Annotated in this window: 17 protein-coding genes and 1 tRNA gene; 9 read left to right on the top strand and 9 right to left on the bottom strand. The window is 70.2% G+C overall.

Features of this window, described 5'->3' with window-relative positions:
- Positions 1-22 precede the first annotated feature (22 nt).
- Positions 23-406, top strand: a complete 384-nt coding sequence (locus L1280_RS06845) for a cell division protein FtsB (protein WP_253581355.1) — start codon at positions 23-25, stop codon at positions 404-406.
- A 72-nt stretch (positions 407-478) separates the two neighbouring features.
- A complete protein-coding gene (gene cutA, locus L1280_RS06840) occupies positions 479-799 on the top strand; it encodes a divalent-cation tolerance protein CutA (RefSeq protein ID WP_253581354.1) in 321 nt (106 codons plus the stop codon).
- A 6-nt stretch (positions 800-805) separates the two neighbouring features.
- Here the strand turns inward: cutA and L1280_RS06835 are convergent, their stop codons facing one another.
- The 3 genes from L1280_RS06835 to L1280_RS06825 form a co-directional block, all read right to left on the bottom strand.
- On the bottom strand, positions 806-1969 hold the full coding sequence (locus tag L1280_RS06835) for a M28 family peptidase (protein ID WP_253581353.1): 1164 nt from the start codon (positions 1967-1969) through the stop codon (positions 806-808).
- Positions 1970-2075: 106 nt separating this feature from the next.
- Positions 2076-2151 (bottom strand) — tRNA-Trp (locus tag L1280_RS06830).
- 78 nt (positions 2152-2229) lie between these two features.
- The gene (locus L1280_RS06825) at positions 2230-2451 is read right to left on the bottom strand and encodes a hypothetical protein (protein ID WP_253581352.1); all 222 of its coding nucleotides are present in this window, start codon (positions 2449-2451) and stop codon (positions 2230-2232) included.
- Between the two features lie 96 nt (positions 2452-2547).
- Here L1280_RS06825 and nth point away from each other — a divergent pair, with 96 nt between their 5' ends.
- The 4 genes from nth to L1280_RS06805 all read left to right on the top strand — a co-directional run bounded on the left by nth (position 2548) and on the right by L1280_RS06805 (position 8460).
- A complete protein-coding gene (gene nth / locus L1280_RS06820) occupies positions 2548-3234 on the top strand; it encodes an endonuclease III (RefSeq protein WP_253581351.1) in 687 nt (228 codons plus the stop codon).
- Entirely contained in the window at positions 3231-4469 is a 1239-nt protein-coding gene (locus L1280_RS06815) for an MFS transporter (protein ID WP_253581350.1), read from the top strand. Before nth ends, L1280_RS06815 begins: the two co-directional genes overlap by 4 nt.
- Before the next feature lie 5 nt (positions 4470-4474).
- Positions 4475-5191 (top strand): zinc ribbon domain-containing protein, encoded by a 717-nt coding sequence (locus L1280_RS06810; RefSeq protein WP_253581349.1) that lies wholly within the window; start codon positions 4475-4477, stop codon positions 5189-5191.
- A 218-nt stretch (positions 5192-5409) separates the two neighbouring features.
- A complete protein-coding gene (locus L1280_RS06805; RefSeq protein WP_253581348.1) occupies positions 5410-8460 on the top strand; it encodes an adenosylcobalamin-dependent ribonucleoside-diphosphate reductase in 3051 nt (1016 codons plus the stop codon).
- Positions 8461-8520: 60 nt separating this feature from the next.
- Here L1280_RS06805 and L1280_RS06800 read toward each other — a convergent pair whose 3' ends face one another.
- A complete protein-coding gene (locus L1280_RS06800) occupies positions 8521-9000 on the bottom strand; it encodes a hypothetical protein (protein ID WP_253581347.1) in 480 nt (159 codons plus the stop codon).
- Between the two features lie 85 nt (positions 9001-9085).
- Between L1280_RS06800 and L1280_RS06795 the strand changes: the two genes are divergently transcribed.
- A complete protein-coding gene (locus tag L1280_RS06795; RefSeq protein WP_253581346.1) occupies positions 9086-9562 on the top strand; it encodes a GreA/GreB family elongation factor in 477 nt (158 codons plus the stop codon).
- A 152-nt stretch (positions 9563-9714) separates the two neighbouring features.
- On the opposite strand, the gene L1280_RS06790 is transcribed toward L1280_RS06795, so the two are convergent.
- The 3 genes from L1280_RS06790 to L1280_RS06780 all read right to left on the bottom strand — a co-directional run bounded on the left by L1280_RS06790 (position 9715) and on the right by L1280_RS06780 (position 12616).
- Entirely contained in the window at positions 9715-10839 is a 1125-nt protein-coding gene (locus L1280_RS06790) for a sorbosone dehydrogenase family protein (protein ID WP_253581345.1), read from the bottom strand.
- A gap of 111 nt (positions 10840-10950) precedes the next feature.
- Positions 10951-12324, bottom strand: coding sequence for a S8 family peptidase (locus L1280_RS06785; protein ID WP_253581344.1), 1374 nt, complete (start codon positions 12322-12324; stop codon positions 10951-10953).
- A gap of 145 nt (positions 12325-12469) precedes the next feature.
- Positions 12470-12616 carry a hypothetical protein gene (locus L1280_RS06780; protein WP_253581343.1) on the bottom strand — a complete coding sequence of 49 codons (147 nt, stop codon included), beginning with the start codon at positions 12614-12616 and terminating at the stop codon, positions 12470-12472.
- A 62-nt stretch (positions 12617-12678) separates the two neighbouring features.
- Between L1280_RS06780 and L1280_RS06775 the strand changes: the two genes are divergently transcribed.
- Together L1280_RS06775 and L1280_RS06770 are read left to right on the top strand one after the other, a co-directional pair.
- A complete protein-coding gene (locus L1280_RS06775) occupies positions 12679-13068 on the top strand; it encodes a hypothetical protein (RefSeq protein WP_253581342.1) in 390 nt (129 codons plus the stop codon).
- Entirely contained in the window at positions 13052-13771 is a 720-nt protein-coding gene (locus tag L1280_RS06770; protein ID WP_253581341.1) for a hypothetical protein, read from the top strand. The genes L1280_RS06775 and L1280_RS06770 overlap by 17 nt, the downstream gene beginning before the upstream one ends.
- A 41-nt stretch (positions 13772-13812) precedes the next feature.
- On the opposite strand, the gene der is transcribed toward L1280_RS06770, so the two are convergent.
- Both der and L1280_RS06760 read right to left on the bottom strand, forming a co-directional pair.
- Positions 13813-15138 carry a ribosome biogenesis GTPase Der gene (der, locus tag L1280_RS06765; RefSeq protein WP_253581340.1) on the bottom strand — a complete coding sequence of 442 codons (1326 nt, stop codon included), beginning with the start codon at positions 15136-15138 and terminating at the stop codon, positions 13813-13815.
- Between the two features lie 242 nt (positions 15139-15380).
- Entirely contained in the window at positions 15381-17228 is a 1848-nt protein-coding gene (locus L1280_RS06760; protein ID WP_253581339.1) for an ATP-binding cassette domain-containing protein, read from the bottom strand.
- Positions 17229-17251: the final 23 nt, after the last annotated feature.

The following is a 17251-nucleotide window of genomic DNA, read 5'->3' as shown; positions in this document are numbered from 1 at the left end:
GCCCGACGCTATCTTCTGAACCATGTCTGTTCCGGAACCGCTCCCTCCCCGCGACCGGCGGGGCTGGCGGTCCCGGTGGCGCCAGCTCCAGCGGCTGCCCCTCGCGCTGGTGTTCGCCAGCCTGCTCGCGGCGCTGGGCATCGTGCAACTGAGTTTTCAACTCGGCAACCTGATCTACCGCACCGTGACCTGGAGTGCCGAGACGCAGGACACCCGCGAGCGCATCCGTGTCCTGGAGCGCGACGTGCGCGTGCTGCGCGAGGCCGAGGCCGCCGCCCTGGACCCCGCCTACCTGGAGGTGCTGGCCCGCTGCCAGGGCTTTGTGGGCGAAGCCGAGGAGCTGGTGGTGGCCGAGAACGCCCCCGACGAGCCCGGCGAGGTCTGCGACACGCTGCGCCTGCCCTAGCCGGGCTGCCAGCTGCGCTGTAAGAAAGGCCCAAGGCCCGCCGGGAGCCGGGGGGCGTATCCTGCGGGCACTATGTCACTCGTCGTGCTGGTCACCCTCCCGCCGGAGCGGGCGCCCGAGCTGGCCCGGACCCTGGTGGCCGAGCGGCTGGCGGGCTGCGTCAACGTGATGCCCGGCGTCCAGAGCGTCTACCGCTGGGAGGGCGAGGTCGCCGAGGACCGCGAGACCCTGCTGCTGATCAAGACCACCGGCGAGCGCTACCCCGAACTCGAGGCCCGCATCCGCGAGATGCACCCCTACGAGGTCCCCGAGATCGTGGCCCTCCCCTGGGACCGGGCGCTGCCCGAGTTCCAGACCTGGCTGCTGGACGCGACCTCGGCGGGCGGGCGCTAGGGCGCGTCAGGGCCGGGTACTCGGCGCCGCCGTGAGCGCATCTACCGTCTTCAGCGCTGCGTCGACCGTCTCCCGAATCAGGGCGGGGTCGGCCAGCACGTCGCCGGGCTGGTGGTAGTTGGCATCCAGCCCCCGGTGGAAAAAGAGGGTGGGCACCCCCGCCCCCGCGAAGGGGACGTGGTCGCTGCCGCCCGTGTCTCCCACGCGGCCGACGACGCCCGCCGACCGCCGCGCGGCCTCCACCAGCCCGGCCTCGCCGCTGACGGTCAGGGGCGTGACATTGACGCCCACCATGTCGAAGTTGAACATGCCCCGCAGGTTCCGCACGATCTCCGGATTCGCCTTGACGTAGGCCCGCGAGCCGTGCAGCCCGTCTTCCTCGCCGTCGAAGAGGACGAAGGTGCTGCGGTTCGCCAGCGGCGTCCCGGCCACCCGTCCCGCGAGGTCCAGCACCGCCAACGTGCCCGAGAGGTTGTCGTTCGCGCCCGGTGCCCCCGGCACCGAGTCCATGTGCCCGCCAAAGAGGAAGTCGGGCCGAGTGACGCCCGATTTGAACGCCACCACATTCACCCCGGTCACGTCCCCCTCGCGCACCCGGACGCGCAGGGTGGCCCGCTCGCCCGCCCGCAGGCCCGCACCCGCCTCGCGCGTGACGGTCAGCACCGGCAGGGCGACCCGCTCCCCCAGGGTGCCGCGCACCTCGCCGGGCTGGTTGTTGACGACGATCAGCCCCAGCGCCCCCGCCGCCAGCGCGTTGCGGGCCTTTTGCGCGAAGGGCAGCGTGCCCCGGTCCACGACGGCGACGCGGCCCCGCACATTCGCCGCCGCGAACTCCTCGGGCGTGCCCACGCCGGAGACGCGGGCGACCGGGGCGGTCACCTCCCCGCCCACCGACCCCTGAAGCGCGAGGCCCGCCAGCGTGCGCCCGCCCGCCTCCACCCCCGAGCCGAGGTCGTCGAAGCGGGGGTAACTGAAGGTCTCGCGCCGGACCTCGTAGCCCAGCGCCCGGAACTGCCCCTCCAGGTAGGTGCGGGCCTGAGCGTTGGCCTCACTGCCCGTCACGCGCGGGCCGAACTTGAGGACGGCAGCGAGGTGAGTCTCCACACTCGCCCCGGCGGCGGACGGCAGCAGCAGCGCTCCCAGCAGGGCCATGCGGTGGGTTGTCGGCATGCCCCAGCAGAGCACGGGGCGGGGCCGCAATAGGTCACCGGGGGCACAGTGGGACAGCGACCATCCCCACAGCAAAACCCCCCCGCGCGGGGCGGGGGAAGTTTCTTGGCGGGCCTTGTAGGACTTGAACCCACGACCTACGGTTTTGGAGACCGCCGCTCTACCAACTGAGCTAAAGACCCGTGCTTGCCGCGCCACCGGGCGCGTGAGCCTGGGCAGGATAGCAGAGGCCCGCGCGGGCCTGCAAGGGCCGGGGAAGACTACAGCACCCCGCCCCCCAGCATCAGCCGCAGGGCCGCCAGCCCGATCACGACCACGTTCAGGGTGGTCGCGCCCCGGTCACGGGCCACCACCCCGAGGATCAGCCCCAGCACGGCGGGGGGCAGCACCACCAGCCAGTTGAGCCAGCCGAACAGGGGCAGCAGGCCCAGCAGGAGGCCCAATGCCGCCAGGATGCCGAGGATCAGCGAGAGGGTTCTCATGGCTCAGGGTACGCGGTGGGCGCGTGGCGGGTTGCCTGATGCGATGTGTCCCCATGCCCCAGACGGCCCCCAGGGGGCGGGTGTAGGCTGCGCCGCGTGACTCCCGCCCCCGCCCCGGCCCCCCCCCTGCCGGAGGGTGCCCCGGCCCGCGCCCCCCTGGTGCTCGCGGCGCTGGAGGCCCTCTACCCGGACGCCCGCACCGAGTTAACCTTCCGCAACCCCTTCGAACTCCTCGTCGCCACCGTGCTCTCGGCCCAGGCGACCGACGTGAGCGTGAACGCAGCGACTCCCGCCCTCTTCGCCCGCTACCCGGACGCCTTCGCCCTGAGCCAGGCCACCCCGGAGGAGATCGAGCCATACATCCGCTCCATCGGCCTGTACCGGAATAAAGCCAGGAACCTCGCCGCCCTTGCCCGGCTGCTTGTGGAGCGGCATGGGGGGGAGGTGCCCAACGACTTTGACGCGGTCGTCGCTCTTCCCGGCGCGGGCCGCAAGACGGCCAATGTCGTGCTGAGCAATGCCTACGGGTACCCGGCCATCGCGGTGGACACCCACGTGGGCCGTCTCGCCCGGCGGCTGGGCCTGAGCGTGCAGACCAATCCCGACAGGGTGGAGGCCGACCTGGGCCGCCTCTTTCCGCGTGACCGCTGGGTGTTCCTGCACCACGCGCTGATCCTGCACGGGCGGCGGGTGTGTCTGGCCCGCAGGCCGCTGTGCCCGGAGTGCGTGATGGCGGGGTTCTGCCCGAAGGTGGGCGTGGAGCAGACCGGGGTGCACGAATGACCTGGAAGTTTTCCCGTCAGGTCTGGCTCTACCTCGCTTCCGCCTTCACCTTCGGGCTGGCGCAGGCGTTCGCGGCCCTCTTTCTGAACTTCTATCTGCGGGCGCTGGGGCTGGGGGCCGAGTGGCAGGGGCTGGTCAACGCGTTGCCTGCGCTCACGCTCGCGTCCCTCAGCCTCCCGGCGGTGGCGCTCGCGCGGCGTATCTCCAACGCGCGAACGATTCAGCTCGGAAGCATCTTCAGCGTGGCGGGGGCGCTGATCCTCGCCACGGCGGGGGGGCCGCTGGGGGCCATCGCGGGGGCGCTCGTGCAGGGGGCGGGCGGCGCGATGCTGATGGTCGCCGGGTCGCCCTTCATGGCGAACAACAGCGACGAGAAATCGCGGGTGACCCTCTTCAGTGTTCAGAGTGCGCTGATGACCGGGGCAGGCTTTCTCGGCAACCTCTTCGGCGGGCGGGTGCCGGAGGTGTACGCGGCGGCCACCGCGACCGAACCCGACGGGCTGGGGGCGCTGCGGGCGGCCCTGCTGGTGTCGGCGGGCTTTCAGCTCGCGGGGCTGGTGCCGGTCCTCTTCCTGCGCCCCAGCGGGAAAAAGGCGCCGGAGGGCCGTTCCTTCGCCATCCGCGACAAGCTCACGATGGGGCGGCTGGTCGCGCCCAACGTGCTGGTGGGGCTGGGGGCGGGGGCGACCATTCCCTTCCTGAACGTCTATATCGAGGGCAAGTTCGAGGTGGACTATGCCAGCCTGGGCAACCTGTTCGCGTGGACGAGCCTCGCGACGGCCGCCACCGTGCTGCTGCAACCCTTGCTGGTGCGGCGGCTGGGGCAGCTCACGGCGGTGCTGGTGGTGCAAGCGGCCAGCCTGCCTTTCCTGGCGATCCTGGGCTACGCGCCGCAACTCTGGATGGTCGCCGTCGCCCTCTTTACCCGTGGGGCGCTGATGAACGCCGCCGGACCCGTCTACTCGGCCTACGCGATGACGGCCCTGCCCGACGAGGACCGCCCGATGTATTCCGCCGTCAACCTGATCGCCTGGGACCTGGGGTGGGCGGCGAGCAGCATCCTGGGCGGGGTGGTGCGGGGGGCGCTGCCCTTCGGGGTGGCCTTTAACCTGCTGTTCGCGTGGACGCTGCTGATGTACGCGGCCAGCGTGCTGGCGATCTACCTGGGCCTCTACCGCCCGGCGCGGCGGGGCGGGCACCCGGCGGCGCGGGCGGCCCAGGCGGGGGTAGACTGACCGGGATGAGCGATACCGGAAGTCTGCAAAGCCTGCTGCGCGTACAGGAACTTGACCTCGAACTCGACCGCCTGCGGGGCGAGGAGGCCAGCATTCCGGACGCCCTGCGCGAGGCCCGGCAGGAGCAGGAGCGCCTGAACAACGCCCTGGAGGACACCGAGATCACCCTGGAAGGCGTCGAGAAGCAGCTCCGTGCCCTCGAGCAGGACCTCGCCGGAACACGCGATCAGGCCGCCCGCGCCCGCGAGGAGCAGGAGAAAAACGCCTTCGACGCCCGCGCCCAGTCGCAGTACGGCAGCCGTATCCAGATGCTGGAGGAGCGGGCCGAGGAGATGGCAGAAGACCTCGCGCCCCTGCGCGAGCGCCAGCGCGAGCTGACCGAGAAGGCCAGCGGCCTACGGGCCGAGCACCGCGCTCTGCGCCCCTCCCTCGAAGCGCTGGAGAAGGAGGACGAGGCCCGCGTGCAGGGCCTGCGCGACCAGGGCGAGGGCGCCCGCCAGGAACGCGCCGGGCTGGTCGGTGGCCTCGACTCGCGCACCGTCAAGGAATACGACCTGATTCGCCGGGCGAAAAAGGGCCTGGGCCTCGTCGAGATTCGTGGGGGCCGCTGCACGGGCTGCAACGTGATGCTCCCTGTCAACGTGCAGCAGAAAGCCGCGCAGGGCAAGCTGCCTCCGGTGAAGTGCCCCTCGTGCGGCCGTTTTCTGGTACGGACAGGCTAATTTCCGACGGTTGACGCGGCCCTTGACCTGCCCGGTTGGGGGCCGCATCTTGTACCCCATTCGGGGTAGAAGTACAAGCCGTTGTATGAGGCGGGGCCGAATGGTAGAGTCAGGCACCGTAGAGGAGCCCCCACAGCGGGTCCCCGCCCATCCGTTTCCGCACCGCCCCCGCCGGGTGGTGAGGGTTTTTTGTTGCCGCCTCGCCCCAAGGAGCCGCCATGACGACCACGCCCGATCCCACCCTGCGCCACTTCGACGACAACGCCCAGCACATCGCCCGGCGGCAGTATCTCCAGCCTGGCGACGGCGATATCGCGGGGATGTTCCGCCGCATCGCGACCTGGGTGGCGGGCGCGGAGGCCGGGGAGGTGCAGGAGCACTGGGCGCAGCGGTACTACGACCTGATGGCCGAGAAGAAGTTCTGCCCCGGCGGGCGCGTGCTGGCGGGCGCGGGGACGCAGCACGGCAACGTGCTGAACTGCTTCGTGCAGGGCGCGACCGCTTCGGCCCCCGAGAGCTTCGACGGGGTGATGGAAGTCGCCCGCAAGCTCGCGCTGGTGACCAAGGTGGGCGGCGGCAACGGGGTGAACCTCGACGTGTACGCGCCGCGCTCGGCGCAGAGCCGCCCTGACGCGGGCGTGCGCGGCTGGGTGTACATGGCGGCCACGCACCCCGACGTGACCGACTTCGTGGAAGGCCTGATGCGCCCACCCACCCAGCCCGACGGCGACAAGGCCCCAGTTGCGGTGCGCAACTGGACGCGGGTGGTCTACGGTGAGGCGGTCCCGACCGACCTCGTGGCGCTGGCCCGGCAGAACGGGGTGCAGATCGTGCGAGCGCTGCCGGGGGGCGTGCAGGCCGTCGCCGACGACATGGGCGGCATCATCGACGCGGCGCGGGCGGTCGCGGAGACGGCGCGGGTGGGCGTCGAGCCGCGCATCGACCTCTCCCAGATGCGGCCCGAGGGAGCCCCGATCAAGGGCTCGGGCGGCACCAGCTCCGGCCCGGTGTCCTTCCTGATGGAGATTTTCGACAACTTCCTGGAATGGGCCAACCGGGGCGGCGAGACGAGCGGGCCGGTCAATACCCTGCGTTTCGTGTACGCGCCCGTGCTGCGCGTGGTCCGGCAGGGCGGCACCCGCCGGGGCGCGGGCATGGCGACCATCGCCATCGAGCACCCCGACGTGCTGGACTTCCTGACCGCCAAGGACCTCGACCGCGAGGCGGCGGAGGGCGACATCTCCACCTTCAACATCTCCATCCTGGTCAGCGAGAAGTTCTGGCAGGCCCTGGAGCGCGACGCCCTGTGGCACGTGGACGTGCAGGAGGTGCCCGGCAAGTACTACCTCGCCCCCCAGGACGGGCTGTACGACGGCCGCCTGCCCGCGCTGCCCGACCGCGCCGAGGACAGTGCCCGCGCGGTGCCCCTCTACCGCACCGCCCCTCAGGGCCGCTACAACCCCGCCGACAAGCGCCCCGGCGTTCCCGCGAAGTGGCTGTGGGACCAGATCGCCGAGCACGCCTGGAGCACGGGCGAACCGGGACTCATCTTCGTGGACCGGGTGAACGAGCACTCCGCGCTCAAGAACCTGGGCAAGCGGTACGAGATTCGCTCCACCAACCCCTGCGGCGAGATTCCCCTGACCGTCGGCGAGCCCTGCGACCTCGGCGCGATCAACCTCGCGGCCTACGTGAAGGGCAGTGCCTTTGATTACCCGACCTTCCGCGCCGATGTACGGACCTGCGTGCGCTTCCTCGACGACGTGCTGGACGTGAACGTCTTCGCGCTGGAGGACAACCGGGTGGCCTCGCAGGACCTGCGGCGCCTGGGCCTGGGCGTGATGGGCCTCGCGGACGCGCTGATCAAGCTGGGGCTGCGCTACGACTCGGAAGCCGGGCGGCAGGCCATCCACGACATCATGACCGCCCTACGCGAGGAGGCCGTGGCCGAGAGCGAGCGGCTGGGCAAGGAGCGCGGCCACTACCCCGTCTACACCCGCAGCCCCCGCAAGATTCCCCACGCGGCGCGGCGCAACGTGGCGGTGCTGACCGTGGCCCCCACGGGCACGACCTCCATGCTGATGGGCGTGTCCAGCGGCATCGAGCCCGTCTTCTCGCCTTTCATCTGGCGCAAGATTGGCAGCGAGTACCGGGCGCTGCTGCACCCCCTCTTCATGGAGCTGCTGAACCAGTACCCGCCCGCCGCCAACATGGACGACGGCCAGGGGGGCTGGAACTGGGACCGCGTGACCGAGGCCGTTTCCGAGAACCACGGCTCGGTGGTGGGGCTGGCCTTTATCCCGGAAGCGCTGCAACAGGTCTTCGTGTGCGCCCACGACATCAGCCCGGTGGACCACGTGCGGATGCAGGGCACCGTGCAGCGGGCCTTTGACGAGGGCGGGCAGCACGCGGCGAACAGCCTCTCCAAGACGATCAACCTGCCCAACTCGGCCACCGTCGCCGACGTGCAGACCGCCTACGCCGAGGCTTACCGGACGGGTTGCAAGGGCATCACCGTGTACCGCGACGGCTCGCGGCAGTTCCAGGTGCTGTCCACCAGCAAGAAGAAGGAGAAGAAGGTGGAGGAGACCGTAGCCGCCGAAGCCGTGGCCGAGGTGATGGGGGAGAGCCCCCAGCCCGCCCCGGTAGCCGCGCAGCCCGAAGCCGCCCCCGCGCCTGCTGCTTCCGCTCCCGCCGGCCCGACCCCCCGCCCCGCAGCCTCCGCCCCGACTCCCGTCTACGAGCGCCCCACCCGTCTGAGCGGGATCACCGACATGGTCAAACTCACCGATCCCACCAGCGGGCACCGCCGTTCCTTCCTCGTCACGGTCAACCACCTGAACGGCAAGCCCGTGGAGGTCATGGTGATCTCGGGCCGCGCCGGGGACGAGGCGAACGCCGACTCCGAGGCGCTGGGCCGCGTCGTCTCCATCGCCCTGCAACACGGCGTGCCCGCGCAGGCGATCATCAAGACGCTGCGGGGCATCAACGGCGGGCTGTACGGCTCCTACAACGGCCGCCTCGTGGGGTCGAAGGCCGACCTGATCGCCGTCGCGCTCGACACCTTCGCCAAGGACATGGACGCCGCCAGCCTGCCGCCCCTCGCCGGGGGCAGCGTGGACGCGCCCGCCGCCGCGCCTGCGGCCCCCAGTGGCGTTAGCGTGGAAGGCATGGGCCGCGAGCGCTGCCCGGTGTGCGAGGAAAAGGCCGTGATTCGGGAAGAAGGCTGCCTGAAGTGCCAGGCGTGCGGGTATAGCAAGTGCGGGTGAACTAGAGCCGAGCAACAGGAGAGGCGGGCACGCAATGGCCCGCCTCTCCTGTTGGCTTCATTACAGCCCCGGAATCGGCACCGCCACCGGACGAATCGGCTGCCCTTGGCGCTCGGCGGTGTTCAGCAAGGTGTTCACCTGACGGTTGAGCCCCTGAATACCCGCCTCGTTGAAGCGGCCGCGTTTCAGGTCGTTACCGACCGCGTTCAGCGACTTGTTAAAGCCTGGCAGCAGCGAGCCGATGCGCCGCAGGAAGGGATCGTTGGTGTTGCGGGTCATCTGGACCGCCGCGTTGACCTGATAGGCGGCGAAGGCCAGGGCCACGCCCGCCTTGACGATGTTGGCCCGCTGGCCGGGGGCACCCGTCTGGAACTTGTACTCGCGGTAGGGCCGCCAGACCCAGGTGTTGAAGGCGTAGTAGGCCGCGCCGAGGTGAAAGACGAACTTGGCCTTTTCCCAGGCGGTGGCCTCTGCCTGCTGGGCGGGACCGACCACGAGCAGGGCGCTGGCGAGGACGAGGGCAGAACGTTGTGCACGCATGGGCGCGATTCTGGCGGGGATGTGGCATGACAGGATGAAGCCGGGATTCACGCACCCTGGACCTGAGGCGAGGCACCATGCCGCCATGACCCAGCCTGCCCCCCTGACTCCCGAGGGCCTCGCCCGGTTGCGGCGGCAATTGACCCAGGAAACGGAGCGGCTGGAAGAAGCCCGCCGCGTCGTGCGCGAGCAGATGGAAGCGAACGATCAGGAGAACCAGGGGTTGCCCGAGGCTCAACAGCGGCTGCTGGCGGTACAGGCCCGCGTGGACGAGTTGGAAGACCTGATTGCGCGGGCAGTGGTCATTGAGCCGGGAGCCGGAGAGGAAGGCGCCATTCACCTTGGTTCAGTGGTCACACTGCTGGACCTCGGCGCGGATCGCCGCCTCATCCTCCAGCTCGTCAGTCCGCCCGAAGCCTCGGCGGTGCCCGGCGAGCGCCCCCGCGTCAGCAGCGAGAGTCCGGTGGGCCGTGCGCTGCTGGGGCGACAGGTGGGGGGCGAGCTCACGGTGGACCTCGGCCGCCGCACCGTGCGCTACCGGGTGGAACAGGTCGGGAGTTGACCCCGGCTCAGAACAAATGGCGATGAGGCCCAGACGAACCCGAGCGGACTGGCACAGCTCCGGAGGAGAGCGAGAGGCAAAAATACGCGGTCGCGGCGATGGACGGTCATGCGGTGCGGTCCCGCATGACCGGGGATTAGAGCAAGCTTGTCTCAGCGGCCCATCTTCAGGATGCGCCCGCTGCCGTACTCGGCCACGTACAGCTCGCCCGCCTCGTCCTCCCCAAAAGTGGAGGGGTTCTCGACGCGACCCAGCGTGGTTTTGGTCCAGCGGTTCCCCGTGGGCCGCGCCGCCCACACGGCGCCACTCCCGAAGTCCCCGAACACGTACTGGCCCTTCAGTGCGGGAATGGCGCTCCCCCGGTAGACGTAGCCGCCCGTGATGCTCTGGCCCTCATTGCGGCCATACACCAGCACGGGGTCCACCAGCCCGGAGGTGCGGCAGCCTGTAGATGGCTCGAAGCAGCGGTTGCCCTCGCGCACCTTCCAGCCGTAGTTCTCGCCGCCCTTGCTGCTGCGGGGCTGGCGGTTGAGTTCCTCCAGCGCGTTCTGGCCCACGTCCGCGATGATCAGGTCGCCGCCCTGCCGGTCGAAGGAGAAGCGCCAGGGGTTCCGCAGCCCATACGCCCAGATGTAAGGATTGGCCCCGCTGCGGTTCACGAACGGGTTTCCGGCAGCGGGCCGGGCCGCGTCGCCGCTCACGTCAAAGCGAAGGAGTTTGCCCAGCGGCGTGCTCAGCTTTTGGCCGTTGTTCTGGGGATCGCCGCCCGAGCCGCCGTCGCCCAGCCCCAGGTACAGGAAGCCGTCCGGCCCGAAGGCGAGCTGCCCGCCGTTGTGGTTGGCGTAGGGCTGCTCGGCGGTAAAGAGGGTCCGGGCACTCTGCGGGTCGCCCCGGCTGAAATCGGTGGTCGCCGTGTAGCGGGCCAGTACCGTGTCCCCATTGCGGTCGGTGTAGTGGACGTAAAAGCGGCGGTTTTGTTTGTACCGGGGGTCGAAGGCCAGCCCCAGCAGGCCGCGCTCGCCGCCCGCGCGGGTCAGCCCGCTCAGGTCGAGAAAGGGTTGCGCCTGAAGCTGCCCATTGCGGATGACCCGCACCTGCCCCCCCTGAAGGGTCACGTACAGCCGCCCCGACCCGTCCCCCGCGTGGGTGATGGTCGTGACCTGCGGGAGCCCGCTGGCGAATGGAACGAAGCGCACCTGCGGCGTTTGGGCCGTGGCGCACGAGGCGAGCAGGGCCGCGCCGAGGATCAGCGCCGCGCGAACGGTGGGTTGCGACATGGGTCAGTGTGCCGGGTCCGCTCGGCCGCCGTCTGTAACCCAGAGAAAAGAGGACGGCGCCCGCAGGCCCGTCCCCTCTTCTTGTTGCTGGCGGCGGGAAGCTGGCCGCTATCAGAACCCGCTGACGTTCAGTCGTCCGCCCGTGACGGTCTTGCCGTTCAGGCTGGGGGTGGCGATCACGCTGCCCAGGATGGCCTGACGAATCTGCGCGGCGGTCGCGCCGGGGTGGGTGCTGGCGTACAGGGCCGCGCCGCCCGTGACGTGGGGGGTCGCCATGCTCGTGCCGTTGTAGCTCGCGTAGCTGTTGTAGGGCACGCTGCTGGTGATCGCCACGCCGGGGGCACCGAGGTCCACCTGGGTGCGGCCGTACTGGCTGAAGCTGGCGAGCGCCCCCGCCTTGTCGATGGCGGCGACCGCAATCACCGCGTCGTACCCCGCGTCCTTGGTGGTGTCGTAGTTGCTGGGGTAGGAGGCGGCCGCGTCGTTGTCGGTGCCGGAGTTGCCCGCCGCCGCGATAAAGAGGATGTTCGCCTTCGCCCCGCGCACGATGGCCTCGTACAGCGCTTGGCTGTAGCCGCCGCCGCCCCAGGAGTTGTTGGTGGCGACAATGTTCAGGCCGTGCCGGGTCTTGAGGTCGGTAAAGTAGTCCACCGCCTTGATGGAGTCGGCCGTGGTGCCGCCCCGGCGGCCCAGGAACTTGCCGCTGATCAGGGTGACGTTGTGGTTCACGCCCACCACGCCGCCGTCGTTCGCGGTGCCGCCGATGGTGCCCGCGACGTGGGTGCCGTGGCTGTCGAGGCTGCCGCGCGTGCCGCCGTCATACACGCTGTTGTCGCTGTTCGCGAAGTCCCAGCCGCGCGTGTCGTCGATATAGCCGTTCCCGTCGTTGTCTCGCCCGTCCACCGGGTCGAAGGGGTTGAGCCACGCATTGCCCCGCAGGTCGGGGTGGTCGAACTGGTAGCCCTCGTCGATGATGCCCACGTACACGCTGTCGCTGCCGACGCTGCCGCGTGCCCAGGCTTCGGCGGCCTGCGACCCGTACGGGTTGGCGGGCGTGCTCGCGTCGCCGTACATACCCCAGAGGGTGCCGTTCGTGAACTGCGCGTCGGTGGCCGTTGCCTGATGCTGGTAGATCCAGTTCGGTTCCGCGAAGCGCACCGCCTCGCTTGCCTGAAGCTGCGCGATCTTGCCCTCCACGCTCTGGCCGTCGGTCACGCGGGTGCGCAGCAGCGCCGCGCCGTCCACCACCGCGAGCTGTTCGAGCGACTGCACGCCCAGCCGGGCCTCCAGTGCGGTCAGGCCTTGGGCTCCCAGCCCGCCCGCGAGCTGCACGATCACTTCGCCGGGCACGTACTCCCGCGCTGCCGTCACCGGGGCCTGGGGCGCCGAGGCTTCGGGAGTCGGTACGGTGGCGCTGGGGGTGCTCCCGCAGGAGGCGAGCAGGATGCCGAGGGTGAGCAGGCCGAACAGGGGGGTACGCGTCATGGATCCTCCGGGGGAAGGCGGGGGTGGGTCGCCAGGTTGTGGAATGCCCGGAAGTGTAGAGGCCCACCTGTGCGTGAGCCGTGATGGGTCCTGCCCCAAGCGAACACCCCCGGCGCGGGGTCCGGGGGGCTTCGGGAAGGGGCGCTCAGTCGTCGTTCTCGTCGTCGCGGTCGTCATCCTGCTGGGAGACAGTGGTGCCCGCGTCGTCCTCGTCATCGCCGCCGCCGGGCGCACACGCCGCGAGGCTGAAGACCAGCAGGCTGCCGAGCAGCAGTCGCAGGAAGAGGCTCATGCGGCAAGCGTACGCGGCCGTGCCACGCCCCACATGTGACCCCCTTGAGGCTACGCTGGGGCATGACCCCTTCCCCACCTCCCGCCCTGGAAAAGTACCGCGCCCCCGGCCCCGAGCGGCTCAAGCTCTACGCCGCCCTGTTCGTCATGCTGGTGCTGTCGGCCGTGCTGGGGCGGGGCCGTCCCGGTGACCTGGGGACCGTGGACACCCTGCGCCGCAGCCCCCTGGCCCGCGTGATGTTCATGGACATCGGCGTGCTGAGCACCCTAGGAGCGCTGCACCTCGTGCTGAACGGCAAGACGGCGGTGCGGGTGCCCGCTGCCGTCGCGTCCCTCTTTGCGGGCAGTTTCGCCCTGCTGCCTGCCCTGGCCTGGGAGGACTGGCGGGCGATGGAGGAGCAGGCCAGCGGAGCGGGGCCGACCTCAGGGGAGGCCCGTGGGCCGACGCCTTGACGGACTGCTGGCAGACCTCTGCCCCGACCCCGCTCACCCGCTGGCTCCCTCCCTGCGCCGCTGGAGCGAGGCGTCGCCTGGATTCTTGAGGTTCGCCCAGGCCCACGCGGCCAAGATTCGCAAGAAGCTGCGCCTGGCCTCCTCGGAGGGCGAGCAGCGGGACCTGCTCGCCGAACTCGCCGTCGCCGCCCTGCTGGTGGCCGATCCGCGCTGCGCCGTGGGGTACGAGCCGCCCCACCCGGCCGGGGAGCGGGGGCCGGATTTTGGGGTGACCTTCAAGGGGCACACCGCGCTGCGGGTCGAGGTGACCCGGCTGCGACTGCCCGAAGACGAGGCGGGCGACCCGGTGGGACCAGGGGCTGTTCGCCGGGTGGCGCGGGTGATCTGCGACAAGATCGGGCAGTGTGCGCCCGGTGGGGCCAACCTGCTGGTCATCGTCGTGCCGCCGGGGGCCGTCCATGAGACCCTGGTGCCCGCCGCCCTGCGCTTGCTGGACGGCCCGGTGCCTTCAGGGCTGCGGCCGGAAGGCGTTCTGGAGTTCCGGCGCCACCGCCAGCGTCTGGGCGCGGTCGCGCTGTGTGCCCTCTCCGCCGAGGGACAGGTGCGGGCGGCGCACCTGCGGACGAATCCCGCGGCAAAGCACCCCCTGCCCCCCGAGTTCGCCCGGTTGCTGCTGCGGGCGGCCGACGGGGCGGAGCGCTAGGCAAGAAAGAGGGCCGGAGGTCTTTTCCCCGGCCCCGACGCTCACGCCTCGGCTTCCTCGCCCTTCTTGCCCTTCTTGTAGGGTCCCTTCTCCTTCCACTTCAGCCGCACCGGGATTCCGGCGAGCCCCAGGTCCTCGCGGATGCGGTTGTGCAGGAAGCCCTCGTAGGCGCGGGTCACGAAGTCGGCGCGGTTGCAGAAGATGGCGAAGGTGGGGGGTGCCGTTTCCACCTGCGTCATGAAGTACATCTTCAGCTTCTTGCCGCCGAAGTTGGGCACCGCCTGGCGCATCTGCCAGACCTCCAGCCAGCGGTTGAGTTCGGCGGTCGGGATGCGGCTCTGCCACTTCTCGTGGAGCTTCATGGCCTCGGCGAGCATGTCGTGGATGCCGTAGTCGTTGATCGCGGAGGTGTACACACGCGGCGCGTAGGAGATGTGGTGGAGCTTTTGGTTCAGGTCCTTCTCGGTGCGCTTCAGCTCCTCGTCGGGCACGAGGTCCCACTTGTTCACGACCACGATCACGGGCTTGCCGCTCTCGTAGGCGAGGTTGGCGAGCTTGAGTTCGTGGTCGCCGAGGTCGGTCGCGTTCACGACCAGCCAGATCAGGTCGCTGCGCTCGATGGCGGCCTGCGAGCGCTGAATCGCGTAGTCCTCGATGGCGGTGTCGGGTTTCTTGCGAATGCCCGCCGTATCCACGAGCACGAAGCGCTGCCCGCCGTAATCCCACTCCACGTCCAGGCTGTCACGGGTGGTGCCCGGCTGGTCGGCGACGATGGCCCGGTCGGTGTGCGTGATCGCGTTCAGCAGGCTGGACTTGCCCACGTTGGGCCGCCCGATCAGCGAGATGCGGATGGGCGCGATTTCCGGCACGTCCTCGTCGTCGGCGGGGAGGTGCGTCATCACGCGGTCCATCAGGTCGTCGAGGCCACGGGCGTGCTCCGCGCTGATGGCGACCGGATCGCCGAAGCCCAGGCCCCACAGTTCGGCGAGGTAGACCTCGTGCTTGGGGCTGTCTATTTTGTTGGCGACCACGACCACGGGCTTGCCGAGCCGCCGCAGCCACTCCGCGACCTCGTAGTCGGCCGCCGAGAGGCCCTCGCGCGGGTCAAGGACAAAGATGACGGCCTGGGCGCCCTCCATCGCCCACTCCGCCTTCTCGCGGATGGCCTGTTCCCACTCGTCCCCGCTCCACAGCCCGCCCGTGTCGATCAGGGTGATGCGGTGGTTGTGGTAGAGCATCAGCCCTTCCTTGGCGTCGCGGGTCACGCCGGGAAAGTCCGCGACGACGGCTTCCCGCCGCCCGATCAGGCGGTTGAACAGGCTGGATTTGCCGACGTTGGGTCGGCCCACGATGGCGACTTTCTGCATGTGGACGCTCCTTTCGGTGTCGCTTCCTCCCAGGCGTCAGAGGGGGGATGCGCCGTGCCCGCCGCCCACGCTGGGGCTGATCGGGCCATAGGTGAAAAAGTGTAGCAGGGCGAGGTGAGCGGCGGATGGCGCGGGGAACTCCCGCCCTGAGCCTGCGCCGCCCGGTTCCCCTTGACGAATACCGCATACTGCGCTATCTTTTTCTTATCACCGCCCGAAAAGGCGGCTTTTTTATTGCCCACTCAATTCGTCCCCACCACGTCCTGCTCCCCGCGCACTGCATCTTCCCCGGTGTATTGCCCGGCCTGGAGGCGCCACAGTTCGGCGTACTCGCCGCCCCGCGCCAGCAGTTCGGCGTGGGTGCCGTCCTCGATCAAGCGGCCCGCCTTCATCACCAAGATGCGGTCGGCCATCAGCACGCTGCCGAGGCGGTGGGTGATCAGCAGGGTGGTGCGGCCCCGCGCCAGCGCCGCGAAGGCGGCAAAGACCTCGCTCTCGCTGCGGGGGTCCAGCGCGGCGGTCGGCTCGTCCAGAATCAGCACGCGGGCATCCCGGTACAGTGCCCGCGCGGTTGCCAGCTTCTGCCACTGCCCGCCCGAGAGGTCCACCCCGCCGAAGGCCTGCCCGATGCGGGTATTCAGACCGTCGGGAAGGCGGGGCAAGATGCTCTTCAACCCGCTTGCATCGGCAGTGAGAGCCAGTTTCTCCCCATCCTCAGGCCGCCCCAGCAGCACGTTGTCGCGCACGGTCCACTCAAAGCGGGCGAAGTCCTGAAAGACCGCCGCGACCTGCGAGCGCCACGCGGTGAGGTTCACGCCCCGCAGGTCCACCTCCTCGCCAGGGGCACCCAGCAGCACCCGGCCCGAGGTGGGGTCGTAGAAGCGCAGCAGCAGCTTGACCAGCGTGGTCTTGCCCGCCCCGTTCTCGCCCACGATGGCGACGACCTGCCCTTCGGGGATATGCAGGCTGACGTGCTCCAGCACGGGCGGAAGGTCGCGGTAGCCGAAGCTCACGTCGTCCAGCCGCAGGTCCAGCCGGGTGGGAAGGGGCCGGGGCTGCGCGGGCGCGGCCACGCCGGGTTTGGCGTCCAGAAAGGCGTAGTACTTCTGGAACCACCGGAGATGCTCGGTTCCCATGCCGAGGTATTCGGTCACGCTGCCCAGGCTGTCGCGCACCCCCGCGAGTGCCCCGATCACCAGCACGACCGTGCCCGCCGTGAGCTGGCCCTGACCTGCCTGCGCCACCGCGTAGGCGAAGAGGCCCGCCGTCACCGCCAGCGCGAGCACCTGCGCGGGAAGCAGGCCCAGCACCTGCCTGTTCCGCATCCCGCGCATGACCCGCTGGTAGGCCAGCGCCCCGTCCACATAGCGCCCGGTGAGGTAGGGCATCAGATCGTAGAGGCGCACCTCCTTGGCGTACTCGTGTCGCAGGGCGACGCGCTGGTCGTAGGCGAGTTCGCGGGCCTCCTGGGTGCGCTGGATGGCGAGGCTCCAGCCCATCTCGCGCAGGCGAATCTGGGTGCGGGCCAGCGGAATCATCCCGACCACGACGACGAGCGGCACCCACCACCCCACCGTGAGAAGCGCCCCGGCCACGCCGACCACGCCCACGACCGCCTGAAGCAGCCCCAGGAGCGTCGCCGTGAGGTTCAGCGGCCGGAAGCGGGCGCCCGTCTGGAGTGTCTCCACGTCGTCGTGAAAGCGGGGGTCTTCCACCACGTCCAGCCCCGGCAGCGCCTGCATTTTCCGCATGAGTTGCGTGACCGTCTGCACCGTGAAGTGGTCGGTCGCGTACCCCTGGAGCACGGCCCGCCCCACCGCCGTGAGCTGCCCGATCAGCGCCGTGCCCGCCCACGCCACGGCCAGCAGGGTGAGGTTGGCCTCACCGCCGCCCGCAACCGCCGTGATGCCGTCCACCGTCCACTTGCTCAGGAAGACGGTCGCGGCGGGCAGCAGGCCCTGGAGCACCACCATCAGCGCCATCAGCGAGACGATCAGCGGCGCACTCCGCACCAGCGAGGGCACCGCCCGGCGCAGCACGGCGAGCAGTTCGGAGGTGGGGATGGGGCCGGTCGCCGGGGGTTTTCGCACCCGCCGAGTGTAAGCAGCCCTGG

This window comes from Deinococcus sp. HSC-46F16 (assembly GCF_024171495.1).
Taxonomy (GTDB): domain Bacteria; phylum Deinococcota; class Deinococci; order Deinococcales; family Deinococcaceae; genus Deinococcus.
The sequence above is the reverse complement of the archived record's forward strand: the minus strand, read 5'-3'. Positions and strand labels throughout refer to the sequence as shown.